General features: G+C 49.2%; 14 protein-coding genes and 6 tRNA genes. 17 read left to right on the top strand and 3 right to left on the bottom strand.

The genetic code is table 11. From position 1 onward, the window contains the following. Positions 1 to 129: 129 nt before the first annotated feature. Both glnS and nagE read right to left on the bottom strand, forming a co-directional pair. Entirely contained in the window at positions 130 to 1,797 is a 1,668-nt protein-coding gene (gene glnS / locus LVQ79_RS06290) for a glutamine--tRNA ligase (RefSeq protein ID WP_232864276.1), read from the bottom strand. A gap of 176 nt (positions 1,798 to 1,973) precedes the next feature. Continuing rightward, positions 1,974 to 3,995, bottom strand: coding sequence for an N-acetylglucosamine-specific PTS transporter subunit IIBC (nagE, locus tag LVQ79_RS06285; RefSeq protein ID WP_151992870.1), 2,022 nt, complete (start codon positions 3,993 to 3,995; stop codon positions 1,974 to 1,976). Between the two features lie 333 nt (positions 3,996 to 4,328). Between nagE and nagB the strand changes: the two genes are divergently transcribed. The 11 genes from nagB to LVQ79_RS06230 all read left to right on the top strand — a co-directional run bounded on the left by nagB (position 4,329) and on the right by LVQ79_RS06230 (position 11,357). Continuing rightward, positions 4,329 to 5,129, top strand: a complete 801-nt coding sequence (nagB, locus tag LVQ79_RS06280) for a glucosamine-6-phosphate deaminase (protein ID WP_232864275.1) — start codon at positions 4,329 to 4,331, stop codon at positions 5,127 to 5,129. Between the two features lie 149 nt (positions 5,130 to 5,278). Then, positions 5,279 to 6,427, top strand: a complete 1,149-nt coding sequence (nagA, locus tag LVQ79_RS06275; RefSeq protein WP_151992871.1) for an N-acetylglucosamine-6-phosphate deacetylase — start codon at positions 5,279 to 5,281, stop codon at positions 6,425 to 6,427. Positions 6,428 to 6,434: 7 nt separating this feature from the next. Beyond that, positions 6,435 to 7,655, top strand: a complete 1,221-nt coding sequence (nagC, locus tag LVQ79_RS06270; RefSeq protein WP_232864274.1) for a DNA-binding transcriptional regulator NagC — start codon at positions 6,435 to 6,437, stop codon at positions 7,653 to 7,655. Positions 7,656 to 7,717: 62 nt separating this feature from the next. Beyond that, on the top strand, positions 7,718 to 8,470 hold the full coding sequence (locus LVQ79_RS06265) for an HAD-IIA family hydrolase (RefSeq protein WP_034456689.1): 753 nt from the start codon (positions 7,718 to 7,720) through the stop codon (positions 8,468 to 8,470). A 403-nt stretch (positions 8,471 to 8,873) separates the two neighbouring features. Then, positions 8,874 to 10,538 carry an asparagine synthase B gene (asnB, locus tag LVQ79_RS06260; RefSeq protein WP_232864273.1) on the top strand — a complete coding sequence of 555 codons (1,665 nt, stop codon included), beginning with the start codon at positions 8,874 to 8,876 and terminating at the stop codon, positions 10,536 to 10,538. A 250-nt stretch (positions 10,539 to 10,788) separates the two neighbouring features. Next, positions 10,789 to 10,865, top strand: a tRNA-Met gene (locus LVQ79_RS06255). 16 nt (positions 10,866 to 10,881) lie between these two features. Further along, positions 10,882 to 10,966 (top strand) — tRNA-Leu (locus LVQ79_RS06250). A 19-nt stretch (positions 10,967 to 10,985) separates the two neighbouring features. Then, a tRNA-Gln gene (locus LVQ79_RS06245) sits at positions 10,986 to 11,060 on the top strand. 39 nt (positions 11,061 to 11,099) lie between these two features. Further along, positions 11,100 to 11,174: transfer RNA gene (locus LVQ79_RS06240), tRNA-Gln, on the top strand. Between the two features lie 25 nt (positions 11,175 to 11,199). Continuing rightward, positions 11,200 to 11,276, top strand: a tRNA-Met gene (locus LVQ79_RS06235). A gap of 6 nt (positions 11,277 to 11,282) precedes the next feature. Then, a tRNA-Gln gene (locus tag LVQ79_RS06230) sits at positions 11,283 to 11,357 on the top strand. 112 nt (positions 11,358 to 11,469) lie between these two features. On the opposite strand, the gene ubiF is transcribed toward LVQ79_RS06230, so the two are convergent. Continuing rightward, positions 11,470 to 12,645 (bottom strand): 3-demethoxyubiquinol 3-hydroxylase, encoded by a 1,176-nt coding sequence (ubiF, locus tag LVQ79_RS06225; RefSeq protein WP_232864272.1) that lies wholly within the window; start codon positions 12,643 to 12,645, stop codon positions 11,470 to 11,472. Between the two features lie 126 nt (positions 12,646 to 12,771). Here ubiF and miaB point away from each other — a divergent pair, with 126 nt between their 5' ends. The 6 genes from miaB to LVQ79_RS06195 all read left to right on the top strand — a co-directional run bounded on the left by miaB (position 12,772) and on the right by LVQ79_RS06195 (position 19,775). Then, positions 12,772 to 14,199, top strand: coding sequence for a tRNA (N6-isopentenyl adenosine(37)-C2)-methylthiotransferase MiaB (gene miaB, locus LVQ79_RS06220; protein WP_232864271.1), 1,428 nt, complete (start codon positions 12,772 to 12,774; stop codon positions 14,197 to 14,199). A 197-nt stretch (positions 14,200 to 14,396) separates the two neighbouring features. Next, on the top strand, positions 14,397 to 15,458 hold the full coding sequence (locus LVQ79_RS06215; RefSeq protein WP_151992878.1) for a PhoH family protein: 1,062 nt from the start codon (positions 14,397 to 14,399) through the stop codon (positions 15,456 to 15,458). Then, entirely contained in the window at positions 15,455 to 15,922 is a 468-nt protein-coding gene (gene ybeY / locus LVQ79_RS06210) for an rRNA maturation RNase YbeY (protein ID WP_034456694.1), read from the top strand. Before LVQ79_RS06215 ends, ybeY begins: the two co-directional genes overlap by 4 nt. 100 nt (positions 15,923 to 16,022) lie before the next feature. After that, positions 16,023 to 16,901, top strand: a complete 879-nt coding sequence (corC, locus tag LVQ79_RS06205; RefSeq protein ID WP_034494022.1) for a CNNM family magnesium/cobalt transport protein CorC — start codon at positions 16,023 to 16,025, stop codon at positions 16,899 to 16,901. A 7-nt stretch (positions 16,902 to 16,908) separates the two neighbouring features. Then, on the top strand, positions 16,909 to 18,450 hold the full coding sequence (gene lnt / locus LVQ79_RS06200; protein ID WP_232864270.1) for an apolipoprotein N-acyltransferase: 1,542 nt from the start codon (positions 16,909 to 16,911) through the stop codon (positions 18,448 to 18,450). Positions 18,451 to 18,863: 413 nt separating this feature from the next. Next, positions 18,864 to 19,775, top strand: coding sequence for an amino acid ABC transporter substrate-binding protein (locus tag LVQ79_RS06195; RefSeq protein WP_151992880.1), 912 nt, complete (start codon positions 18,864 to 18,866; stop codon positions 19,773 to 19,775). The last annotated feature ends 19 nt before the right edge of the window (positions 19,776 to 19,794 follow it).

Genomic DNA, 19,794 nt, shown 5'->3' with positions numbered 1-19,794 from the left:
TTACAGCAACGCAGCGATGCTAAAACTCCCCTCGAGGCGTGAGCGTGAATATGCAAGGGAAGTGAGAGAAAAAAGGTCGAAATATCCCTTAAAAAACAATGCCGGTCACCTTAAGTGACCGGCATTAGGCTATTCGCCCATTTTCGCCCAGGTATCACGCAAGCCAACGGTACGGTTAAATACCAGTTTTTCGGCAGTTGCATAACGGCAATCCAGGCAGAAATAACCTTCGCGCTCGAACTGGTACGCTTTGCCTTTTTCGGCATTTTGCAGACTTGGTTCGACGAAGCCTTGTTTGATAACCAGTGATTCCGGGTTAATCGTTGCAAGGAAATCTTCTGCAGCCCCTGGGTTTGCAACACTGAAGAGGCGGTCATAAAGGCGAATCTCAACAGGCAATGCGTGTTCCGCACTCACCCAATGAATCACACCTTTAACTTTACGTCCATCAGCTGGGTCTTTGCTTAATGTGTCCGGATCGTAGGAGCAATGCAGCATGGTGATATTACCTGCTTCATCTTTCTCAACGCGATCGGCTTTAATCACATATGCATTACGCAGGCGTACTTCTTTGCCCAACACCAGACGCTTATATTGCTTGTTAGCTTCTTCACGGAAGTCAGCACGATCGATATAGATCTCACGGCTAAATGGCACTTGACGGCTACCCATCTCTGGTTTGTTAGGATGGTTAGGCATCGTTACCATTTCAACTTCACCCTGTGGGAAGTTTTCAATGATAACTTTAACCGGGTCGAGAACAGCCATAGCGCGTGGTGCGTTCTCGTTCAGGTCATCACGGATACAAGATTCCAGAGATGCCATTTCAACCGTGTTATCTTGCTTAGTCACACCAATTCGCTTACAGAACTCACGAATAGAAGCAGCCGTATAACCACGACGACGCAGACCCGAGATGGTTGGCATACGTGGGTCATCCCAGCCCTCTACAACCTTCTCAGTCACCAGCTGGTTCAGCTTACGCTTAGACATGATGGCGTACTCGAGATTCAGGCGAGAGAACTCGTACTGACGCGGATGCGCAGGAATTGTGATGTTATCCAACACCCAGTCATACAGACGACGGTTGTCCTGGAATTCCAGCGTACACAGAGAGTGCGTAATGCCTTCCAGCGCATCGGAAATGCAGTGGGTGAAGTCGTACATCGGGTAGATGCACCACTTATTGCCAGTCTGGTGGTGTTCGGCGAATTTAATACGATAAATAACCGGGTCACGCATCACGATGAACGGCGATGCCATGTCGATTTTCGCACGCAGGCACGCAGTCCCTTCAGCGAACTCACCGTTACGCATTTTCTCAAACAGCGCGAGGTTTTCTTCCACGCTGCGGTCACGGTAAGGGCTGTTTTTACCCGGAGATGTCAATGAGCCGCGATATTCACGGATCTGCTCAGGCGACAGTTCATCCACGTACGCCAGCCCTTTATTGATCAGCTCAACAGCATAGTTGAACAGTTGATCGAAATAATTGGAGGAGTAGCGCACGTCACCAGACCAATGGAAACCTAACCATTCGACGTCGTGCTTGATGGAATCTACGAATTCGATGTCTTCTTTTGCCGGGTTGGTGTCATCGAAACGCAGGTTGCACTGGCCTTGATAATCTTGGGCGATACCAAAGTTCAGGCAGATGGATTTTGCATGGCCGATATGCAGATAACCATTTGGCTCTGGCGGGAAACGGGTGCAAATGCTGTTGTGCTTACCATTAGCCAAATCTTCATCGATAATCTGGCGAATAAAGTTAGTTGGGCGGGCTTCAGCCTCACTCATCGCGGGTTCCTCTGTGCAAAAACTTTAGTTATCGGCACATGATCTTATAAGCAAGCGTCGGAAACAACCTTTAGTTGCATAAATAAGGGTATAGGCGGGTGGCGTGCTAGAGGAACAAAAAAGCGGCTGGAGAAAATCTCCAGCCGCTAAAGGCACAATCTATGACTCAGGAGCGATTATTTGCCTTTAATTTCGTACAGAGGTGTTTGCCCCGCAACAACAGAACCTTGTGCCTGGAGTACCAGACCACTGTAGTCGTCGATGTTGCTACAAACTACTGGGCTAATCATGGAGCGGGCATTCGCATTCAGGAAATCAAGATCCATTTCCAGAATCGGCTGGCCTGCAACCACTTCAGCACCCTCTTCTACCAGACGAGTAAAGCCCTGGCCGTTCAGTGCAACGGTATCAATGCCCATATGGACAACGATCTCAGCACCTTTCTCGGTTTCCAGGCAGAACGCATGGTTGGTATTAAAGATTTTTACGATAGTACCGGCAGCTGGAGCGACAACTGTTTTTCCAGTTGGCTTAACAGCAACACCATCACCAACTGCTTTGCTGGCGAAGGCTTCATCAGGAACCTGGTCCAGCGCAACCACATCACCTGTCACTGGTGAAACCAGAGCAGCAATGGTTACAGCATTTGGAACTGCTTGTGGTTTAGCAGCAGCCACTGGCGCCGCGGTAGCAGCACTAACAGGAGCAGCTGCAACTTCACCTACAGTCTTCATGGAGTTGGCAATCTTCTCAGCCACGAAGCCGACGATGATTTGCACGCTGGTTTTGTTCAGACGGATAACACCGGTTGCACCCAGACGTTTCGCCAACGCTTCATTAACCAATGAAGAGTCTTTCACGTTCAGACGCAGACGAGTGATACATGCATCAATACCAGTCAGGTTAGCTGAACCACCTACCGCAGCGATGTACTGACGAGCCAACTCAGTTACATCTTGAGAGGCGTTGGCGCTAACATTCACGTCCTGACCATCAGCTTCATCACCTGCAACAGCCAGTTCACGACCTGGAGTCAACAGATTGAATTTGTTGATAGTGAAACGGAAGACCACGTAGTAAATCACGAAGAACACGATGCCTTGTGGGATCAGCATGTACCAGTGAGTCGCCAGTGGGTTACGGGTAGAAAGCACCAAGTCCACCAGACCCGCACTGAAGCCGAAACCAGCAATCCAATGCATGCTTGCTGCGATAAATACAGAGATACCGGTAAGCACTGCGTGAATCAGATACAGAACTGGAGCCACGAACATGAAGGAGAATTCTAACGGTTCGGTGATACCAGTAAAGAAGGCAGCAAACGCACCCGCCATCATGATACCCAATACTTTGGCTTTATTTTCAGGACGCGCGCAGTGGTAAATTGCCAATGCAGCACCTGGAAGGCCAAACATCATGATTGGGAAGAAGCCAGCCTGATAGCGACCAGTAATACCAACGATACCAGTACCTTCAGCGATAGATTTAGCACCGCCAAGGAATTTAGGAATATCGTTAATACCTGCAACATCAAACCAGAACACGGAGTTCAGAGCGTGATGCAGGCCAACTGGAATCAGAAGACGGTTGAAGAACGCATAAACACCTGCGCCAATTGAACCCATTTTCTGGATGTGCTCACCAAAGTTCACCAGGCCGCTGAAAACGATTGGCCAGATGAACATCATGATGAAGGCAACAGCAATCATCACAAAGGAGGTAAGAATTGGAACCAGGCGACGACCGCTGAAGAAGGACAACGCTTTCGGCAACTCGACGCTGCTGAAGCGGTTGTACAACTCTGCGGAGATAATCCCCACCATGATGCCCACAAATTGGTTTTCAATTTTAGTGAACGCCAATGGAACCTGATCCAACGGAATGTGTTTGATCATGGAAACAGCGGCTGGCGAACAGAGAGTCGTCAAAACCAGGAAACCGACAAAACCGGTTAGTGCAGCAGCACCATCTTTATCTTTGGACATACCGTAAGCCACACCAATGGCAAACAGCACTCCCATGTGGTCAATGATTGCAGCACCAGATTTGATGAACAACGCAGCTAATGCGCTATCACCACCCCAGCTAACCGGGTCAATCCAGTAACCAACACCCATTAATATGGCTGCGGCTGGTAGCGTGGCTACCGGCACCATCAGCGCACGGCCAACCTTTTGCATATAACCTAGAATACTCACGTTAATTCCCCCTATGAGACCCCGTTAAGGCTCGTTCAAAGCAGTTTTATTATTGTGTAACAAACCTTGAAAGCATGACGAAGATTCGCCAACTTTCAGAGTGTGTGAAAAATTAATTCGTATCGCAAATTAAACACCCTTTTTTTGTGATTAAAATCACCAAATATTGTTATTCCACTCCCCTTTGGCTAGCTATCGACTAAAACTTATTTTATCATCCGAAAAATCAAGACGGATTGATCCCGTAATAACTGGTTCGAAACTGGTTTACCCTTAGAGGGTTCGGATAACAATCTGGCTAAAGCTACTTTCTATTAACTTATGAGGTGAATGATGAGACTGATTCCCCTGGCTACCCCAACTCAAGTTGGCAAATGGGCAGCACGCCATATCGTTAAGCGTATCAATGCGTTTAATCCGACAGCAGATCGTCCTTTCGTGCTGGGCCTGCCAACCGGTGGTACTCCACTTGAAGCGTATAAAGCGCTGGTAGAGATGCACAAAGCGGGCCAGGTTAGCTTTAAAAACGTCGTCACCTTTAATATGGATGAGTACGTTGGTCTGCCAAAAGAGCATCCGGAAAGCTATCATACGTTTATGCACCGCAATTTCTTTGATCATGTTGATATCCCAGCGGAAAATATCAACCTGCTGAATGGCAATGCTGACGATGTTGACGCAGAGTGCCGTCGTTATGAAGAAAAAATTCGCTCATACGGTAAAATTCACCTGTTTATGGGTGGTGTGGGCAACGATGGTCACATCGCATTCAACGAACCAGCTTCTTCTCTGGCTTCCCGTACTCGTATCAAAACGCTGACTCATGACACCCGTGTTGCAAACTCCCGTTTCTTTGATGGCGATGTTACTCAGGTTCCAAAATTTGCGCTGACTGTGGGCGTGGGCACTCTGCTTGATGCAGAAGAAGTGATGATTTTGGTCATTGGTCATCTGAAAGCACAAGCTCTGCAAGCAGCAGTGGAAGGCAACGTGAATCACATGTGGACCATTAGCTGTCTGCAACTGCACCCGAAAGCAGTGGTTGTTTGTGATGAGCCGTCCACCATGGAACTCAAAGTGAAGACGCTGAAGTACTTCAATGAGCTCGAAGCGGAAAATATCAAAGATCTTTAAATACTAACTTATACCCAAAATAATTCGAGTTGCAGCCAGGCGGCAAAAAAGTGAGTCCCCAGAAGCTTACTTGAGTAAGTGACTGGGGTGAGCTTTTGTAGCCAACACCTCTGCAACTTGAAGTATGACGGGTATAACCGGGGGTAATTATGTTTGCATTAACTCACGGTCGGATTTATACCGGCCATGAAATTCTTGATGATCACGCGATTGTTATCGCGAACGGCCTAATTGAACGCGTTTGCCCGCGCTCAGATCTCCCTGCGGGTATTGAGACTCGCGATGTGGGTGGTGCAATCATTGCCCCCGGTTTTATTGATGTGCAGCTTAATGGTTGTGGTGGCGTTCAGTTCAACGATTCCGCAGATGCGGTTACCGTTGAAACGCTGGAAATCATGCAGAAAGCCAACGAGCGTTCTGGCTGTACCAGCTACTTACCGACACTGATCACCAGCAGCGATGAGCTGATGAAGCAAGGCGTGAAAGTGATGCGCGAATACCTGGCGAAATATCAGCACCAGGCTCTCGGTCTGCATCTTGAAGGCCCGTGGTTAAACATGGTGAAAAAAGGAACGCACAATCCAAGCTTCGTGCGTAAACCTGATGCAGAACTGGTTGATTTCCTGTGCCAAAACGCAGATGTGATCACTAAAGTCACTTTGGCACCAGAAATGGTTGGGCCTGAAGTGATTAGTAAACTGGTTGCTTCCGGCATTATCGTTTCAGCCGGGCATTCCAATGCCACTGTAAAAGAAGCTAAAGTCGGCTTCCGTGCTGGTATCACCTTCGCAACCCACCTTTTCAACGCTATGCCATATATTACTGGCCGCGAACCGGGTCTTGCTGGGGCCATTTTTGATGAGCCAGATGTTTACTGCGGTATCATTGCCGATGGTTTACATGTGGACTATGCCAATATTCGTACTGCGAAAAAGGTCAAAGGCGATAAGCTGTGCCTGGTGACTGATGCAACTGCTCCGGCAGGCGCAAATATCGATGAGTTCATTTTCGCAGGAAAAACAATATACTACCGTGATGGTTTATGCGTAGATGAGAACGGTACGCTGAGCGGTTCAGCCCTGACGATGATTGAAGGGGTGTGTAACCTGGTTGAGCATGCGGGCATCGCATTAGACGAAGTCTTACGTATGGCCACCCTCTACCCTGCCCGTGCAATGGGTGTAGAGCAGCAATTAGGTACTATTGAAGCAGGGAAAGTCGCCAACCTGACGACCTTTACCCGCGATTTTAAAATCACCAAGACCTTTGTTAATGGTAACGAGGTCGTAACTGAGTAATTAAGGCATGACGACTGGCGGACAGGCTCAAATTGGTAATGTCGATCTGGTAAAACAACTGAATAGCGCGGCGGTATATCGCCTGATTGACCAACATGGGCCAATTTCTCGCATTCAGATTGCCGAACAAAGCCAGCTAGCACCTGCCAGCGTCACGAAAATTACTCGCCAGTTAATTGAGCGCGGGCTGATCAAAGAAGTTGATCAACAGGCTTCCACCGGGGGCCGCCGCGCTATCTCAATTATCACTGAAACCCGCAATTTCCATGCTATTGGCGTACGTCTTGGCCGCCACGATGCAACCATCACGTTATTTGACCTCAGCGCTAAACCGATTGCCGAAGAGCATTATTCTCTTCCTGAACGAACTCAGGAAACGCTCGAGCATGCACTGCTAAACGCTATTGCTCAATTTATCGAACAAAACACACGTAAAATGCGTGAGCTGATTGCGATTTCCGTAATCCTGCCAGGCCTGGTTGATCCTGAAAGCGGGGTGATTCGTTATATGCCTCATATCCAGGTCAATAACTGGTCGTTAGTCGATAGCCTCGAAAAACAGTTCAAAGTGACTTGCTATGTGGGTCACGATATCCGTAGCCTGGCGCTTGCTGAGCACTATTTTGGTGCAACACACGATTGCGATGACTCCATTTTGGTGCGTGTCCACCGTGGTACAGGTGCGGGGATTTTGTCTAACGGACGTATTTTTATTGGCCGTAACGGTAACGTTGGTGAAATTGGCCATATTCAGGTTGACCCATTAGGCGAACGCTGCCACTGCGGAAACTTTGGTTGCCTGGAAACGATTGCCGCCAATGCTGCTATTGAACACCGTGTGCGCCATTTACTCGAGCAAGGTTATAACAGCCGCCTGACACTTGAAGATTGCGATATTACTGCGATTTGTAAAGCTGCGAACAAAGGTGATGCCCTCGCCTGCGAAGTGATTGAACATGTTGGTCGCCACTTAGGCAAAGCCATTTCCATCGCGATTAACCTGTTTAATCCGCAAAAAGTGGTCATTGCCGGGGAAATCATCGAAGCCGAAAAAGTGCTTCTTCCCGCTATCGAAGCCTGCATTAATACACAGGTATTGAAAGCATTCCGTAAGAATCTACCCGTCGTGTGCTCAAAACTCGATGACCGTTCAGCCATTGGTGCCTTTGCTTTGGTAAAACGCTCGATGCTGAATGGCGTTCTGCTTCAACGTTTGCTGGAAAGTTAACTCAGCCGTGAGCCTTTTTACGATATAGTTACGCCTTCCTGAAATGTGAGCCAAGGTAATCAATGACCATTCAGAATGTAATTTGTGATATTGACGGTGTGCTGATGCACGATAACGTCGCCGTACCGGGTGCTAATGAATTCTTAGCCCGCATCATGGAAAAGGGTATGCCGCTGGTTCTGCTGACTAACTACCCGTCGCAGACAGGTCAGGATCTGGCGAACCGTTTTGCGTCCGCGGGTATTGATGTACCGGACAGCGTCTTTTATACCTCCGCAATGGCAACCGCGGATTTCCTGCGACGTCAGGAAGGAAAAAAAGCGTACGTTGTCGGTGAAGGTGCGTTGATTCATGAACTGTATAAAGCTGGCTTTACCATCACCGATATCAATCCTGACTTTGTCATCGTCGGTGAAACCCGCTCTTATAACTGGGAAATGATGCACAAGGCCGCCTACTTCGTAGCAAACGGTGCGCGCTTTATTGCGACTAACCCTGATACACATGGCCGTGGTTACTATCCAGCCTGTGGTGCGCTTTGCGCGGGTATCGAGAAAATTTCTGGCCGCAAACCATTCTGTGTTGGCAAGCCAAGCCCGTGGATTATCCGCGCGGCGCTCAATAAAATGCAGGCACATTCCGAGCACACGGTGATTGTCGGCGATAACCTGCGCACCGATATTCTTGCGGGTTTCCAGGCTGGCCTGGAAACGATTCTGGTGCTGTCGGGCGTTTCAACGCTGAACGATATCGATGCCATGCCGTTCCGCCCTTCGTGGATTTACCCGTCCGTTGCCGAAGTCGATATTATCTAATTATTCATTCGCCCGGTTTTCGCCGGGCGTTTTAGCGATTCACCAATCTTTTTCCCCTTCTCTGAATACCAGCCTGGCGATTTCACCAATAATTGCCGATCCGCTAATTATTTCGCTCATTTCCTCATCATTTTTCAGTAATCAACAATCACCATTGAACTATTTATCTCTCCAGGGCTAAAGGACTTGCTTTCACGTCAATGATTGCGCATTTTCATAGTCATGCAACGCAGCTATTACCCAAAATAATTCGAGTTACAGGAAGGCGGCAAGTGAAGGAATCCCGATGAGCTTACTGGAGTAAGTGATTCGGGTGACTGAATGCAGACAACGCATCTGCAACTTGAAGTATGAAGGGTAAAAACAATTTAATGGCTCAAAGAAGCATTACGGAGAGAGTTCTATGTGTTCAATTTTTGGTGTTCTGGATATCAAGACCGATGCGGTCGAACTGCGTAAGAAAGCGCTCGAGTTATCTCGCCTGATGCGTCACCGTGGCCCAGACTGGTCTGGTGTTTACGCTAATGATAAAGCCATTCTGTCCCATGAACGTCTCTCGATTGTTGACGTTAACGCTGGCGCTCAGCCGCTCTACAACAAAGCCAAAACCCACGCCCTGGCTGTTAACGGCGAAATCTACAACCATCAGGCTCTGCGTGCAGAATACGGCGACCGTTACGAATTCCAGACAGGCTCCGACTGTGAAGTTATCCTTGCGCTGTACCAGGAAAAAGGCCCGGAATTCCTCGACGATCTACAAGGTATGTTTGCCTTCATTCTGTATGACGAAACACAAGACGCCTATCTGATTGGCCGTGACCATATTGGTATCATCCCCCTATATATGGGTCATGATGAACACGGCAACATGTATGTTGCTTCTGAAATGAAAGCGCTGGTTCCGGTTTGCCGCACTATTAAAGAGTTCCCGGCAGGCAGCTACCTGTGGAGCAAAGACGGTGAAATCCGCAGCTACTACCAGCGTGACTGGTTCGAATATGATGCAGTAAAAGATAACGTTACTGATAAAAACGAATTGCGTCAGGCGCTGGAAGACGCGGTAAAAAGCCACCTGATGTCTGACGTGCCATATGGCGTGTTGCTGTCCGGCGGTCTGGATTCATCGGTTATCTCTGCGATTACCAAGAAATTTGCCGCCCGCCGTGTAGAAGATGAAGAGCGTTCCGAAGCCTGGTGGCCACAGCTGCACTCTTTTGCAGTTGGCCTGGTCGGGTCTCCTGACCTGATAGCAGCGCAAGAAGTGGCAAATCACTTAGGCACCGTGCACCACGAAATTCATTTCACCGTGCAAGAAGGCCTGGATGCGATTCGCGATGTTATCTATCACATTGAAACTTACGATGTGACCACCATTCGCGCCTCTACCCCAATGTATTTGATGTCACGCAAAATCAAAGCAATGGGCATCAAGATGGTGCTATCCGGTGAAGGTTCTGACGAAGTCTTTGGCGGCTACCTGTATTTCCATAAAGCGCCAAACGATAAAGAGCTGCACGAAGAGACCGTTCGTAAGCTGCAAGCGCTGCATATGTTTGACTGTGCGCGTGCTAACAAAGCGATGTCTGCCTGGGGCGTTGAAGCTCGCGTACCGTTCCTGGACAAGAAATTCCTTGATGTAGCTATGCGCATCAACCCGAAAGACAAAATGTGCGGCAACGGCAAGATGGAAAAACATATCCTGCGTGAATGTTTTGAATCTTACCTGCCAGCAAGCGTTGCATGGCGTCAGAAAGAGCAATTCTCTGATGGCGTAGGTTACAGCTGGATTGACACGTTAAAAGAAGTTGCAGCGGGTCAGGTCACCGACCAACAACTGGAAACGGCAAGCTATCGCTTCCCGTACAACACACCAGGCTCTAAAGAAGCTTATTTGTATCGTGAAATCTTTGAAGAGTTATTCCCACTACCAAGCGCTGCGCAGTGCGTTCCAGGCGGCCCATCTGTTGCCTGTTCTTCAGCTAAGGCCATCGAATGGGATGAAGCATTCAAAACAATGAATGATCCATCAGGCCGTGCAGTGGGCGTTCACCAGTCCGCTTACAAATAATTGAGCAAAATGAAACACACGGGCCTACGGGCCCGTTTTTGTTTCTGCAATATTCCTCACCTCTTATCAGGGCTTTTCCCTAACATAAAACCACGAAATAACCGATTTTTGACGAATATTGCATCAAGCTGTTCGTAAGCTAATCAAACAGACTATTTACGCTAATTTTCGGGAAAAAATTGTTGACGCTAGAAGGCCAACTACGCATAATGCGCCCCGCAACGCCGATAAGGTGACGCAGAAAAAAGAAGGCTACTTAGCTCAGCTGGTTAGAGCACATCACTCATAATGATGGGGTCACAGGTTCGATTCCCGTAGTAGCCACCATTATTCTTTTTTTAGCGCGGGAGTGGCGAAATTGGTAGACGCACCAGATTTAGGTTCTGGCGCCGCAAGGTGTGCGAGTTCAAGTCTCGCCTCCCGCACCATTTTAAAGCGTTGCACAGTTGGGGTATCGCCAAGCGGTAAGGCACCGGTTTTTGATACCGGCATTCCCTGGTTCGAATCCAGGTACCCCAGCCATTTTTTCGACATAGCACGTTAGTTTTGTGCGCCCATAGTTGGGGTATCGCCAAGCGGTAAGGCACCGGTTTTTGATACCGGCATTCCCTGGTTCGAATCCAGGTACCCCAGCCAGTCGAAGAATAAAGTTTTAAAATTAGGCTACTTAGCTCAGCTGGTTAGAGCACATCACTCATAATGATGGGGTCACAGGTTCGATTCCCGTAGTAGCCACCATATTTTTGGGGTATCGCCAAGCGGTAAGGCTCTGGTTTCTGATACCAGCATTCCGAGGTTCGAATCCTCGTACCCCAGCCAAAAATGAAAAGCTCGCTTCGGCGAGCTTTTTGCTTTTCTGCATTTGGATATTCTCGTCAGAATTAAAGTCGGATGTCGCTAACGCTAATCCGACCTAAGAAAGACTATCGACTCATAACCCTAACGCATACTTCAGCGCCTGGCGTTTAAGCACCCCACCACGTTCAGCCGCCATCAACCCTAAGTTTCGAATCACACGCAACGGCCCTAAAGTATTGCTAAAACCTGCGTAGAACAGATCCATACCGCTTTGCATCAGGAAATTATCCGCCTGCCTGCGTGTCTGGTAGCGCTTCAAAATACGCGCATCTGCCCAGTTTTCACCGTAGCTACGCGCTTTAATCATCACATCAAGTAAAGCGTCCACATCACGATAACCTAGATTCACACCCTGCCCCGCTAATGGGTGAATGGTATGCGCGGCATCGCCAATCAACGCCAGGCCCTGTTGGGTATATTGCAATGCATGGCGACGAGTCAGCGGAAATGCGCCACTGGCAATCGGTGTTACTTTACCTAAGCGCTCCGGGAAACTCGCCTCAATCGCTTTATGCAGTTGCGGTATCGTCATATTTTGCAGCTGGCGAATACGTGCCGGCGAATCGTACCAAACAAGCGAGGCCCAATTATCAAATAGCGGTAAAAACGCGTGCGGGCCGTTCGGCGTAAAATGCTGCCAGGTACTATCGCCTGGTGTTTGTTCGCATTTTACCGTAATGAGCATGCACGACTGACGATACTGCCAGGCATGAATACCAATTCCCGCCCAACGACGCACCTGTGAATTTGCGCCATCAGCTCCAATGACCATAGGAACCGTTAGGGTCCGCTCATCCGCAAAGTGTAACGTCCACTTCCCTGCCTGCCCGTGCATACGGTCAATGTGTGCAGGGCAAAGCAACGTGACATTCGGATGGGCCTCCAGCGCCTGCCACAACGCGAATTGTAAAACCTGGTTTTCGACCATATAGCCCAATTCTGGCAGCCCTAACTCTTGAGCTTTAAAGCTAACGTGGGCGCTTTCCCACTCCCAGGTTTCGAGCTGGCGATAAGCATGGCTACGCATTGAACGAATAGCATCCCAAACGCCAAGTGATTTCAACAACCCGACCGATGCACTACTGATAGCCGAAATACGCACATCGGGTTGGCTTGTTGCGTCAAAGGCAGCAGGAGCCTGCTGCTCAATCACCGCAACCTGAAAACCATTTTGCGCGAGGCCAAGGGCTGCGGCCGCGCCGACCATCCCCCCACCCACTACCGCGACATCAATTGACTGATTCAACATGATGAGTTTGTCCTTAAATTGTCTATGCTGATTCTACCGGATTTTTACGCAAGCTGGTCACATCAAGGCCAAAGCATTACAATACGCCGCCTGAATTCCTGGCTTTAACTGAGCAATGGCAAGTCGATGACAAAAAAACTCCATATCAAAACCTGGGGCTGTCAGATGAACGAATACGATTCATCGAAGATGGCCGATCTGCTGAATAGCACACATGGCTATACGCTTACGGACAACCCAAAAGAAGCGGACGTATTGCTACTCAATACCTGCTCTATCCGTGAAAAAGCCCAGGAAAAAGTGTTCCATCTGCTTGGCCGCTGGAAACTCTTAAAGCGTAAAAATCCCAATATCATTATTGGTGTTGGCGGTTGCGTTGCTTCCCAGGAAGGTAAGCTGATTCGTAGCCGTGCACACTATGTTGATATTGTTTTCGGGCCACAAACGCTGCACCGCCTGCCGGAAATGATCAACAAAGTGAGTGGCAACCGTAGCCCAATCGTTGATGTCAGCTTCCCTGAAATCGAAAAGTTCGACCGTCTGCCAGAGCCAAAAGCCGATGGCCCGACTGCATTCGTTTCTATTATGGAAGGCTGTAACAAGTATTGTACTTACTGCGTGGTGCCTTATACGCGTGGTGAGGAAGTGAACCGTCCGTGTGATGATGTGCTGTTTGAAATCGCACAACTCGCAGCGCAAGGCGTGCGTGAAGTGAATCTGCTCGGCCAGAATGTGAATGCTTACCGCGGGCCGACTTTCGATGGTGGCATCTGTTCATTCGCTGAACTGCTGCGCCTGGTGGCTGCCATTGACGGCATTGACCGCATTCGCTTCACCACCAGCCATCCGATTGAATTTACTGACGATATCATCGAAGTTTACCGCGATACTCCAGAACTGGTGAGTTTCCTGCATCTGCCGATTCAATGCGGTTCTGACCGCGTCCTGAATTTAATGGGTCGTACGCATACCGCGCTGGAATACAAATCGATTATTCGCAAACTGCGCGCCGTGCGTCCTGACATTCAAATTAGTTCTGATTTCATTGTTGGTTTCCCTGGCGAAACCCAGCAGGACTTCGAGCAAACCATGAAAGTCATTGGCGATGTTAATTTTGACGTGAGCTACAGCTTCGTCTTTTCTTCACGCCCGGGCACGCCAGCCGCCGATATGGTTGATGACGTACCAGAAAAAGAGAAATTGCAGCGCCTCTATATTCTGCAAGAGCGTATCAACCAACAGGCCATGGAATTTAGCCGTAAGATGGTTGGCACCACGCAGCGTGTCCTTGTCGAAGGCACCTCACGCAGAAACATTATGGAGTTGACCGGACGTTCCGAACACAACCGTGGCGTCAACTTTGCGGGCACCCCGGATATGATCGGTAAATTTGTTGATGTCGAAATCACCGAAGTGGCGACCAACAACTCCCTGCGCGGGAAAGTGGTTCGCACCGAAGACGAAATGGGACTGCGTATCGCGCAATCGCCTGAGTCAGTGATTGCCCGCACTCGCAAAGAGAACGAAATCGGCGTCGGGATTTATCAGCCATAATTCCACTCAATGCCAGCGGGTTCGCTAACGCCGTGAACCCGCTGGCATTTTCATTTGTTGCACTTGCATTCGGAAGCATCCACCCAAATATCAAAAACCAGGCTTGCGCCATCTGCCCACGCCGTAAATAATCTTTTTATGGCCTGCAATTATGCAGCAATACATTCTACTGGCCCTGTGCGACCCCGAGGATAAGTTTGAATATCGAGACACGTGAAATTACGCTAGAACCCGCAGACAATGCGCGTCTGCTAAGCCTGTGTGGCCCATTTGATGACAATATCAAGCAGCTTGAACGTCGGCTGGGGATCGAAATCAACCGTCGTGACTATCACTTCAAGCTGACGGGCCGCCCGATTCTGGTCAATGCTGCCGCAGATATTTTGCGTAACCTGTATGTCGATACCGCACCGATGCGTGGCGAAATTCAGGATATAACTCCTGAGCATATCCACCTCGCCATTAAAGAAATTCGCGTGCTGGAACAGTCTGCTGAAAGCGTTCCAGAGTACGGCAAAGCAGTGAACATCAAGACTAAACGCGGCGTCATCAAACCGCGTACACCGAACCAGGCGCAGTACATCGCCAATATTCTCGACCACGACATCACCTTTGGTGTCGGCCCTGCGGGTACAGGTAAAACTTACCTCGCGGTTGCGGCAGCCGTTGATGCACTGGAACGCCAGGATATCCGTCGCATTCTGCTGACCCGTCCGGCCGTTGAAGCGGGCGAAAAGCTCGGCTTCTTGCCTGGCGATTTAAGCCAGAAAGTTGACCCTTATCTGCGCCCGTTGTACGACGCCCTGTTTGAAATGCTCGGCTTTGAGCGTGTTGAGAAACTGATCGAGCGTAACGTCATCGAAGTGGCACCACTCGCCTATATGCGTGGCCGCACGTTAAACGATGCATTCATCATTCTGGATGAAAGCCAGAACACCACTATCGAACAGATGAAAATGTTCCTGACGCGCATTGGTTTTAACTCCAAAGCAGTGATTACAGGCGACGTCACCCAAATAGATTTACCAAAAAATCTGAAATCGGGCTTACGTCATGCAATCGACGTACTGGCCGAAGTCGATGAAATCAGCTTTAACTTCCTTAATAGTGAAGACGTGGTACGCCATCCGGTTGTGGCACGTATTGTGAATGCCTATGAAGCGTGGGAAAACGCGGAACAGGTTCGTAAAGATGAACTCGCAGCAGAGCGCAAGCGAGAAGCGATGGCAATCAATGCTGCCGCTCAGGAGAGTAAATGAGTCAGGTTATACTGGATTTACAGGTCGCGTGTGAAGACGCAAACGGCCTGCCTACGGAAGAACAATTTCAGGCATGGCTTGATGCGGTCATTCCACAATTTCAGGAAGAGTCAGAAGTCACGATTCGCCTGGTGGATGACGCAGAAAGCCACGATCTGAACCTCACTTATCGTGGGAAAGATAAATCCACCAATGTGCTCTCGTTCCCGTTTGAAGCGCCTCCGGGCATTGAACTGCCACTATTGGGCGACCTGATTATTTGCCGTCAGGTTGTGGAGCAAGAAGCAAAAGAGCAGCAAAAACCGCTGGATGCGCATTGGGCACATATGGTCATCCACGGCAGTTTGCATCTGCTTGGTTATGACCATATTGAAGATGAAGAAGCCGAAGAGATGGAATCCCTGGAAACAGAGATAATGCTTGCTCTTGGGTATGCTGATCCGTACATTGCCGAGAAAGAATAGTCGCTACGGTAAATGATTACCGTAACGCATCAGGTGCAGGCAGCGAGCCATTAACTGCCTGCTATCTATTAATTAACCGAGGGGCCACAAACCTAACGCCATGAGCGACGACAATTCCCAAAACAGTGACACACCTGCCAGTAAGAAGGGATTCTTTTCCCTGATTCTCAACCAGCTATTCCACGGTGAACCTAAAAACCGTGACGATCTGCTGACACTCATCCGTGATTCTGAGCAAAATGATCTGATCGATCAAGATACCCGCGACATGCTTGAAGGCGTGATGGATATCGCCGACCAACGCGTCCGCGACATCATGATCCCTCGCTCGCAAATGGTAACGCTCAAACACAACCAGACGCTGGACGAATGCCTCGATGTGATCATCGAATCCGCACACTCCCGCTTCCCGGTGATCAGTGAAGACAAAGATCATATCGAAGGGATTCTGATGGCTAAAGATTTGCTGCCGTTTATGCGCAGCGATACTGAGCCATTTAGCATGGAAAAAGTGTTACGTCAGGCAGTTGTTGTGCCGGAAAGTAAGCGTGTTGACCGCATGCTCAAAGAGTTTCGTCAGCAGCGCTACCACATGGCGATAGTGATTGATGAGTTTGGCGGCGTCTCCGGACTTGTCACCATCGAAGATATTCTCGAACTGATTGTTGGGGAAATTGAAGATGAGTATGACGATGAAGAAGACGGTGATTTCCGCCAGCTAAGCCGTCACACCTGGACGGTTCGCGCTCTGGCCTCAATCGAAGATTTTAACGACACCTTTGCCACCCATTTCAACGATGACGAAGTTGATACCATTGGTGGATTGGTGATGCAGGCCTTTGGCCACTTACCTGCCCGTGGCGAAACCATCGAAATCGATGGTTATCAGTTCAAAGTCGCGATGGCAGATAGCCGCCGTGTTATTCAGGTTCATGTCAGAATTCCGGACGACTCGCCACAACCGAAACTGGAAGATTAATTCAAAGATGGCTATAGCCCTACTCCTTCAACGCCAGCGCGTGCGTCTGCTGCTGGCGCTGCTTTTTGGTGCCTGCGGAACGCTGGCTTTCTCCCCTTACGATTTTTGGCCTGCCGCGATTGTTTCTCTGGCTGGGCTTCAGGGGCTGACACTTAATCGACGCGCTATTCAAAGTGCGTGGATTGGTTTCTTCTGGGGGCTGGGGCTATTTGGCTCAGGCATTAACTGGGTGTATGTCAGCATCGCGCAATTTGGCGGGATGCCCGGCCCGGTTAACGTCTTCCTGGTGGTACTGCTGGCGGCTTATTTATCTTTATATACCGGCTTATTTGGTGGATTCCTCAGCAAACTTTGCCCGAAAACGACGTGGTGGCGCGTAGCGATTGCTGCTCCGATGCTATGGCAACTCACCGAGTTCCTGCGCGGCTGGGTATTAACCGGCTTCCCGTGGCTACAATTTGGTTACAGCCAGATTGATGGCCCGCTGAAAGGTATCGCGCCGATTCTCGGCGTGGAAAGTGTAACGTTCCTGCTGATGATTATCAGTGGCCTGTTGGTGTTTGCGCTACATGAACGCAATTGGCGCCCGGCGGTGGTTGCTGCGGCGTTGCTGTTACTGCCGTGGCCGTTACGTTCGATTCAGTGGTATCAGCCGCAACCTGAGCGCACCGTTGATGTGGCGATGGTCCAGGGAGACATCCCGCAATCCCTGAAATGGGATGAAAACCAGCTGCTCAATACGCTAAAAATCTATCTCGATAAAACTCAGCCGCAGATGGGTAAATCCCAGCTGATTATCTGGCCTGAATCGGCAATCCCCGATCTGGAGATTAACCAGCAGCAATTCCTGACGATGATGGACGATTTGCTGCGGTCGAAGCACAGCTCGTTGATCACCGGTATTGTTGATGCACGTTTGAATAAACAGAATCGCTACGACACATACAACACCATCATCACATTGGGTGAAGGCAACCAGTACAGCTATAACAGCCCCGATCGTTACAACAAGAATCACCTGGTGCCGTTCGGTGAGTTCGTGCCGCTGGAATCCATCCTGCGTCCGCTGGCTCCGTTCTTTGATTTGCCAATGTCATCATTCAGTCGCGGGCCCTATTTACAGCCGCAGTTGGAGTCCAATGGTATTAAGTTGACACCTGCGATTTGCTACGAAATTATCCTGGGAGAGCAGGTGCGCGATAACTTCCGCCCTGATACAGATTTCCTACTGACTATTTCGAATGATGCATGGTTCGGCAAATCGATTGGCCCATGGCAGCATTTCCAGATGGCGCGTATGCGTTCACTGGAGTTGGGTCGTCCGCTTCTACGCAGCACGAACAATGGTATTACCGCCGTGATTAATGCTAACGGTGATATCGACGCAATGATCCCGCAGTTTACTCGCGAAGTTCTGGAAGCGAAGGTCACGCCAACGCGGGGTATTACGCCTTATGCACGCTTTGGCGACTGGCCACTGTGGGGCGCAACACTCATCTTTGGCTTCGCCTCTGTTCTGTTGGCACTGCGCACACGCCGCAAATCCTGATTCTGCATTACCTAAAAATGGCCAGCTCATGCTGGCCATTTTCATTTCTGGCACAACCTTTGCAAAATATTACTCACTAGAAAGACACAAAATGCTGAATCACTACCCTGTGAGCAGCATGAAGCATTGAGTTGCACCAAACGATGACAAACCCAGCACCAAAGTAGTGCAACGGAAGATTTTTGCCTCTAAACGGTGCGGCACGCTTCGCAAAAATAAACATCTGGATAGCAAAATCTTTACATTAAGCTAGGTTAAGTGTTAACAAAAAGACAAAGAATTAAGCTTATTCAATAACACACAACAACAAAAATATACTTGTCAGCATTCAGCTCTTGCGGCTCGAAGGATGACAGGTAAAACACTCACAACGGGTATCAATGCCTCATGGCATTAAGATAAAGGAGTTGGTAATGCAATTACGTAAACTAGCCTCAGCTTTGCTGGTAATGGGTTTAGGCGCTGGAATAGCACACGCCGAAGATGCTAAACCTGCAGCTCAACAAAGTACTCTTGATAAGATCGCCGCAAACGGCGTCATTGTGGTCGGTCACCGTGAGTCTTCTGTTCCTTTCTCTTACTACGATAACCAACAAAAAGTCGTCGGCTATTCACAGGATTACTCCAACGCTATCGTTGAAGCCGTGAAGAAAAAACTAAACAAGCCTGACCTGCACGTTAAGTTGATCCCGATTACTTCTCAGAACCGTATTCCATTGCTGCAAAACGGCACTTTCGATTTTGAGTGCGGTTCTACCACCAACAACCTGGAACGCCAGAAACAAGCATCGTTCTCCGACACTATCTTCGTCGTCGGTACCCGTCTGCTGGTTAAGAAAGGTGGCCCGATTAAGGACTTCGCTGACCTGAAAGGCAAAGCAGTTGTTGTGACTTCTGGTACCACTTCTGAAGTTCTGCTCAACAAGCTGAACGAAGAGAAGAAAATGGACATGCGTATTATCAGCGCCAAAGACCACGGCGACTCGTTCCGTACCCTTGAAAGCGGTCGTGCCGTTGCCTTTATGATGGATGACGCCCTGCTGGCGGGTGAACGTGCTAAAGCGAAGAAACAGGATAACTGGGAAATTCTTGGCACTCCGCAATCCCGCGAAGCCTACGGCTGTATGCTGCGTAAAGACGACCCAGAGTTTAAGAAGCTGATGGATGACACCATCGCTCAGGCACAGACATCTGGTGAAGCGGCGAAATGGTTTGATAAGTGGTTTATGAATCCAATTCCACCGAAAAACATCAATATGAACTTCGCTCTGTCTGACGACATGAAAGCCCTGTTCAAAGAACCAAACGATAAAGCACTGAACTAAACATACCCGTTAGCATTCG

Source organism: Buttiauxella cochleicola (assembly GCF_021282405.1).
In the GTDB taxonomy this organism is placed as follows: Bacteria; Pseudomonadota; Gammaproteobacteria; order Enterobacterales; family Enterobacteriaceae; genus Buttiauxella; species Buttiauxella massiliensis.
This window is presented reverse-complemented; position numbering and strand designations above follow the sequence as displayed.

Coding starts and splice junctions, on each gene's coding strand:
- lnt (WP_232864270.1), top strand. CDS start 16,909: ATGGCTATAGCCCTACTCCTTCAACGCCAGCGCGTGCGTCTGCTGCTG.
- nagC (WP_232864274.1), top strand. CDS start 6,435: ATGACGACTGGCGGACAGGCTCAAATTGGTAATGTCGATCTGGTAAAA.
- LVQ79_RS06265 (WP_034456689.1), top strand. CDS start 7,718: ATGACCATTCAGAATGTAATTTGTGATATTGACGGTGTGCTGATGCAC.
- miaB (WP_232864271.1), top strand. CDS start 12,772: ATGACAAAAAAACTCCATATCAAAACCTGGGGCTGTCAGATGAACGAA.
- LVQ79_RS06195 (WP_151992880.1), top strand. CDS start 18,864: ATGCAATTACGTAAACTAGCCTCAGCTTTGCTGGTAATGGGTTTAGGC.
- corC (WP_034494022.1), top strand. CDS start 16,023: ATGAGCGACGACAATTCCCAAAACAGTGACACACCTGCCAGTAAGAAG.
- nagB (WP_232864275.1), top strand. CDS start 4,329: ATGAGACTGATTCCCCTGGCTACCCCAACTCAAGTTGGCAAATGGGCA.
- ubiF (WP_232864272.1), bottom strand. CDS start 12,645: ATGTTGAATCAGTCAATTGATGTCGCGGTAGTGGGTGGGGGGATGGTC.
- nagA (WP_151992871.1), top strand. CDS start 5,279: ATGTTTGCATTAACTCACGGTCGGATTTATACCGGCCATGAAATTCTT.
- asnB (WP_232864273.1), top strand. CDS start 8,874: ATGTGTTCAATTTTTGGTGTTCTGGATATCAAGACCGATGCGGTCGAA.
- ybeY (WP_034456694.1), top strand. CDS start 15,455: ATGAGTCAGGTTATACTGGATTTACAGGTCGCGTGTGAAGACGCAAAC.
- glnS (WP_232864276.1), bottom strand. CDS start 1,797: ATGAGTGAGGCTGAAGCCCGCCCAACTAACTTTATTCGCCAGATTATC.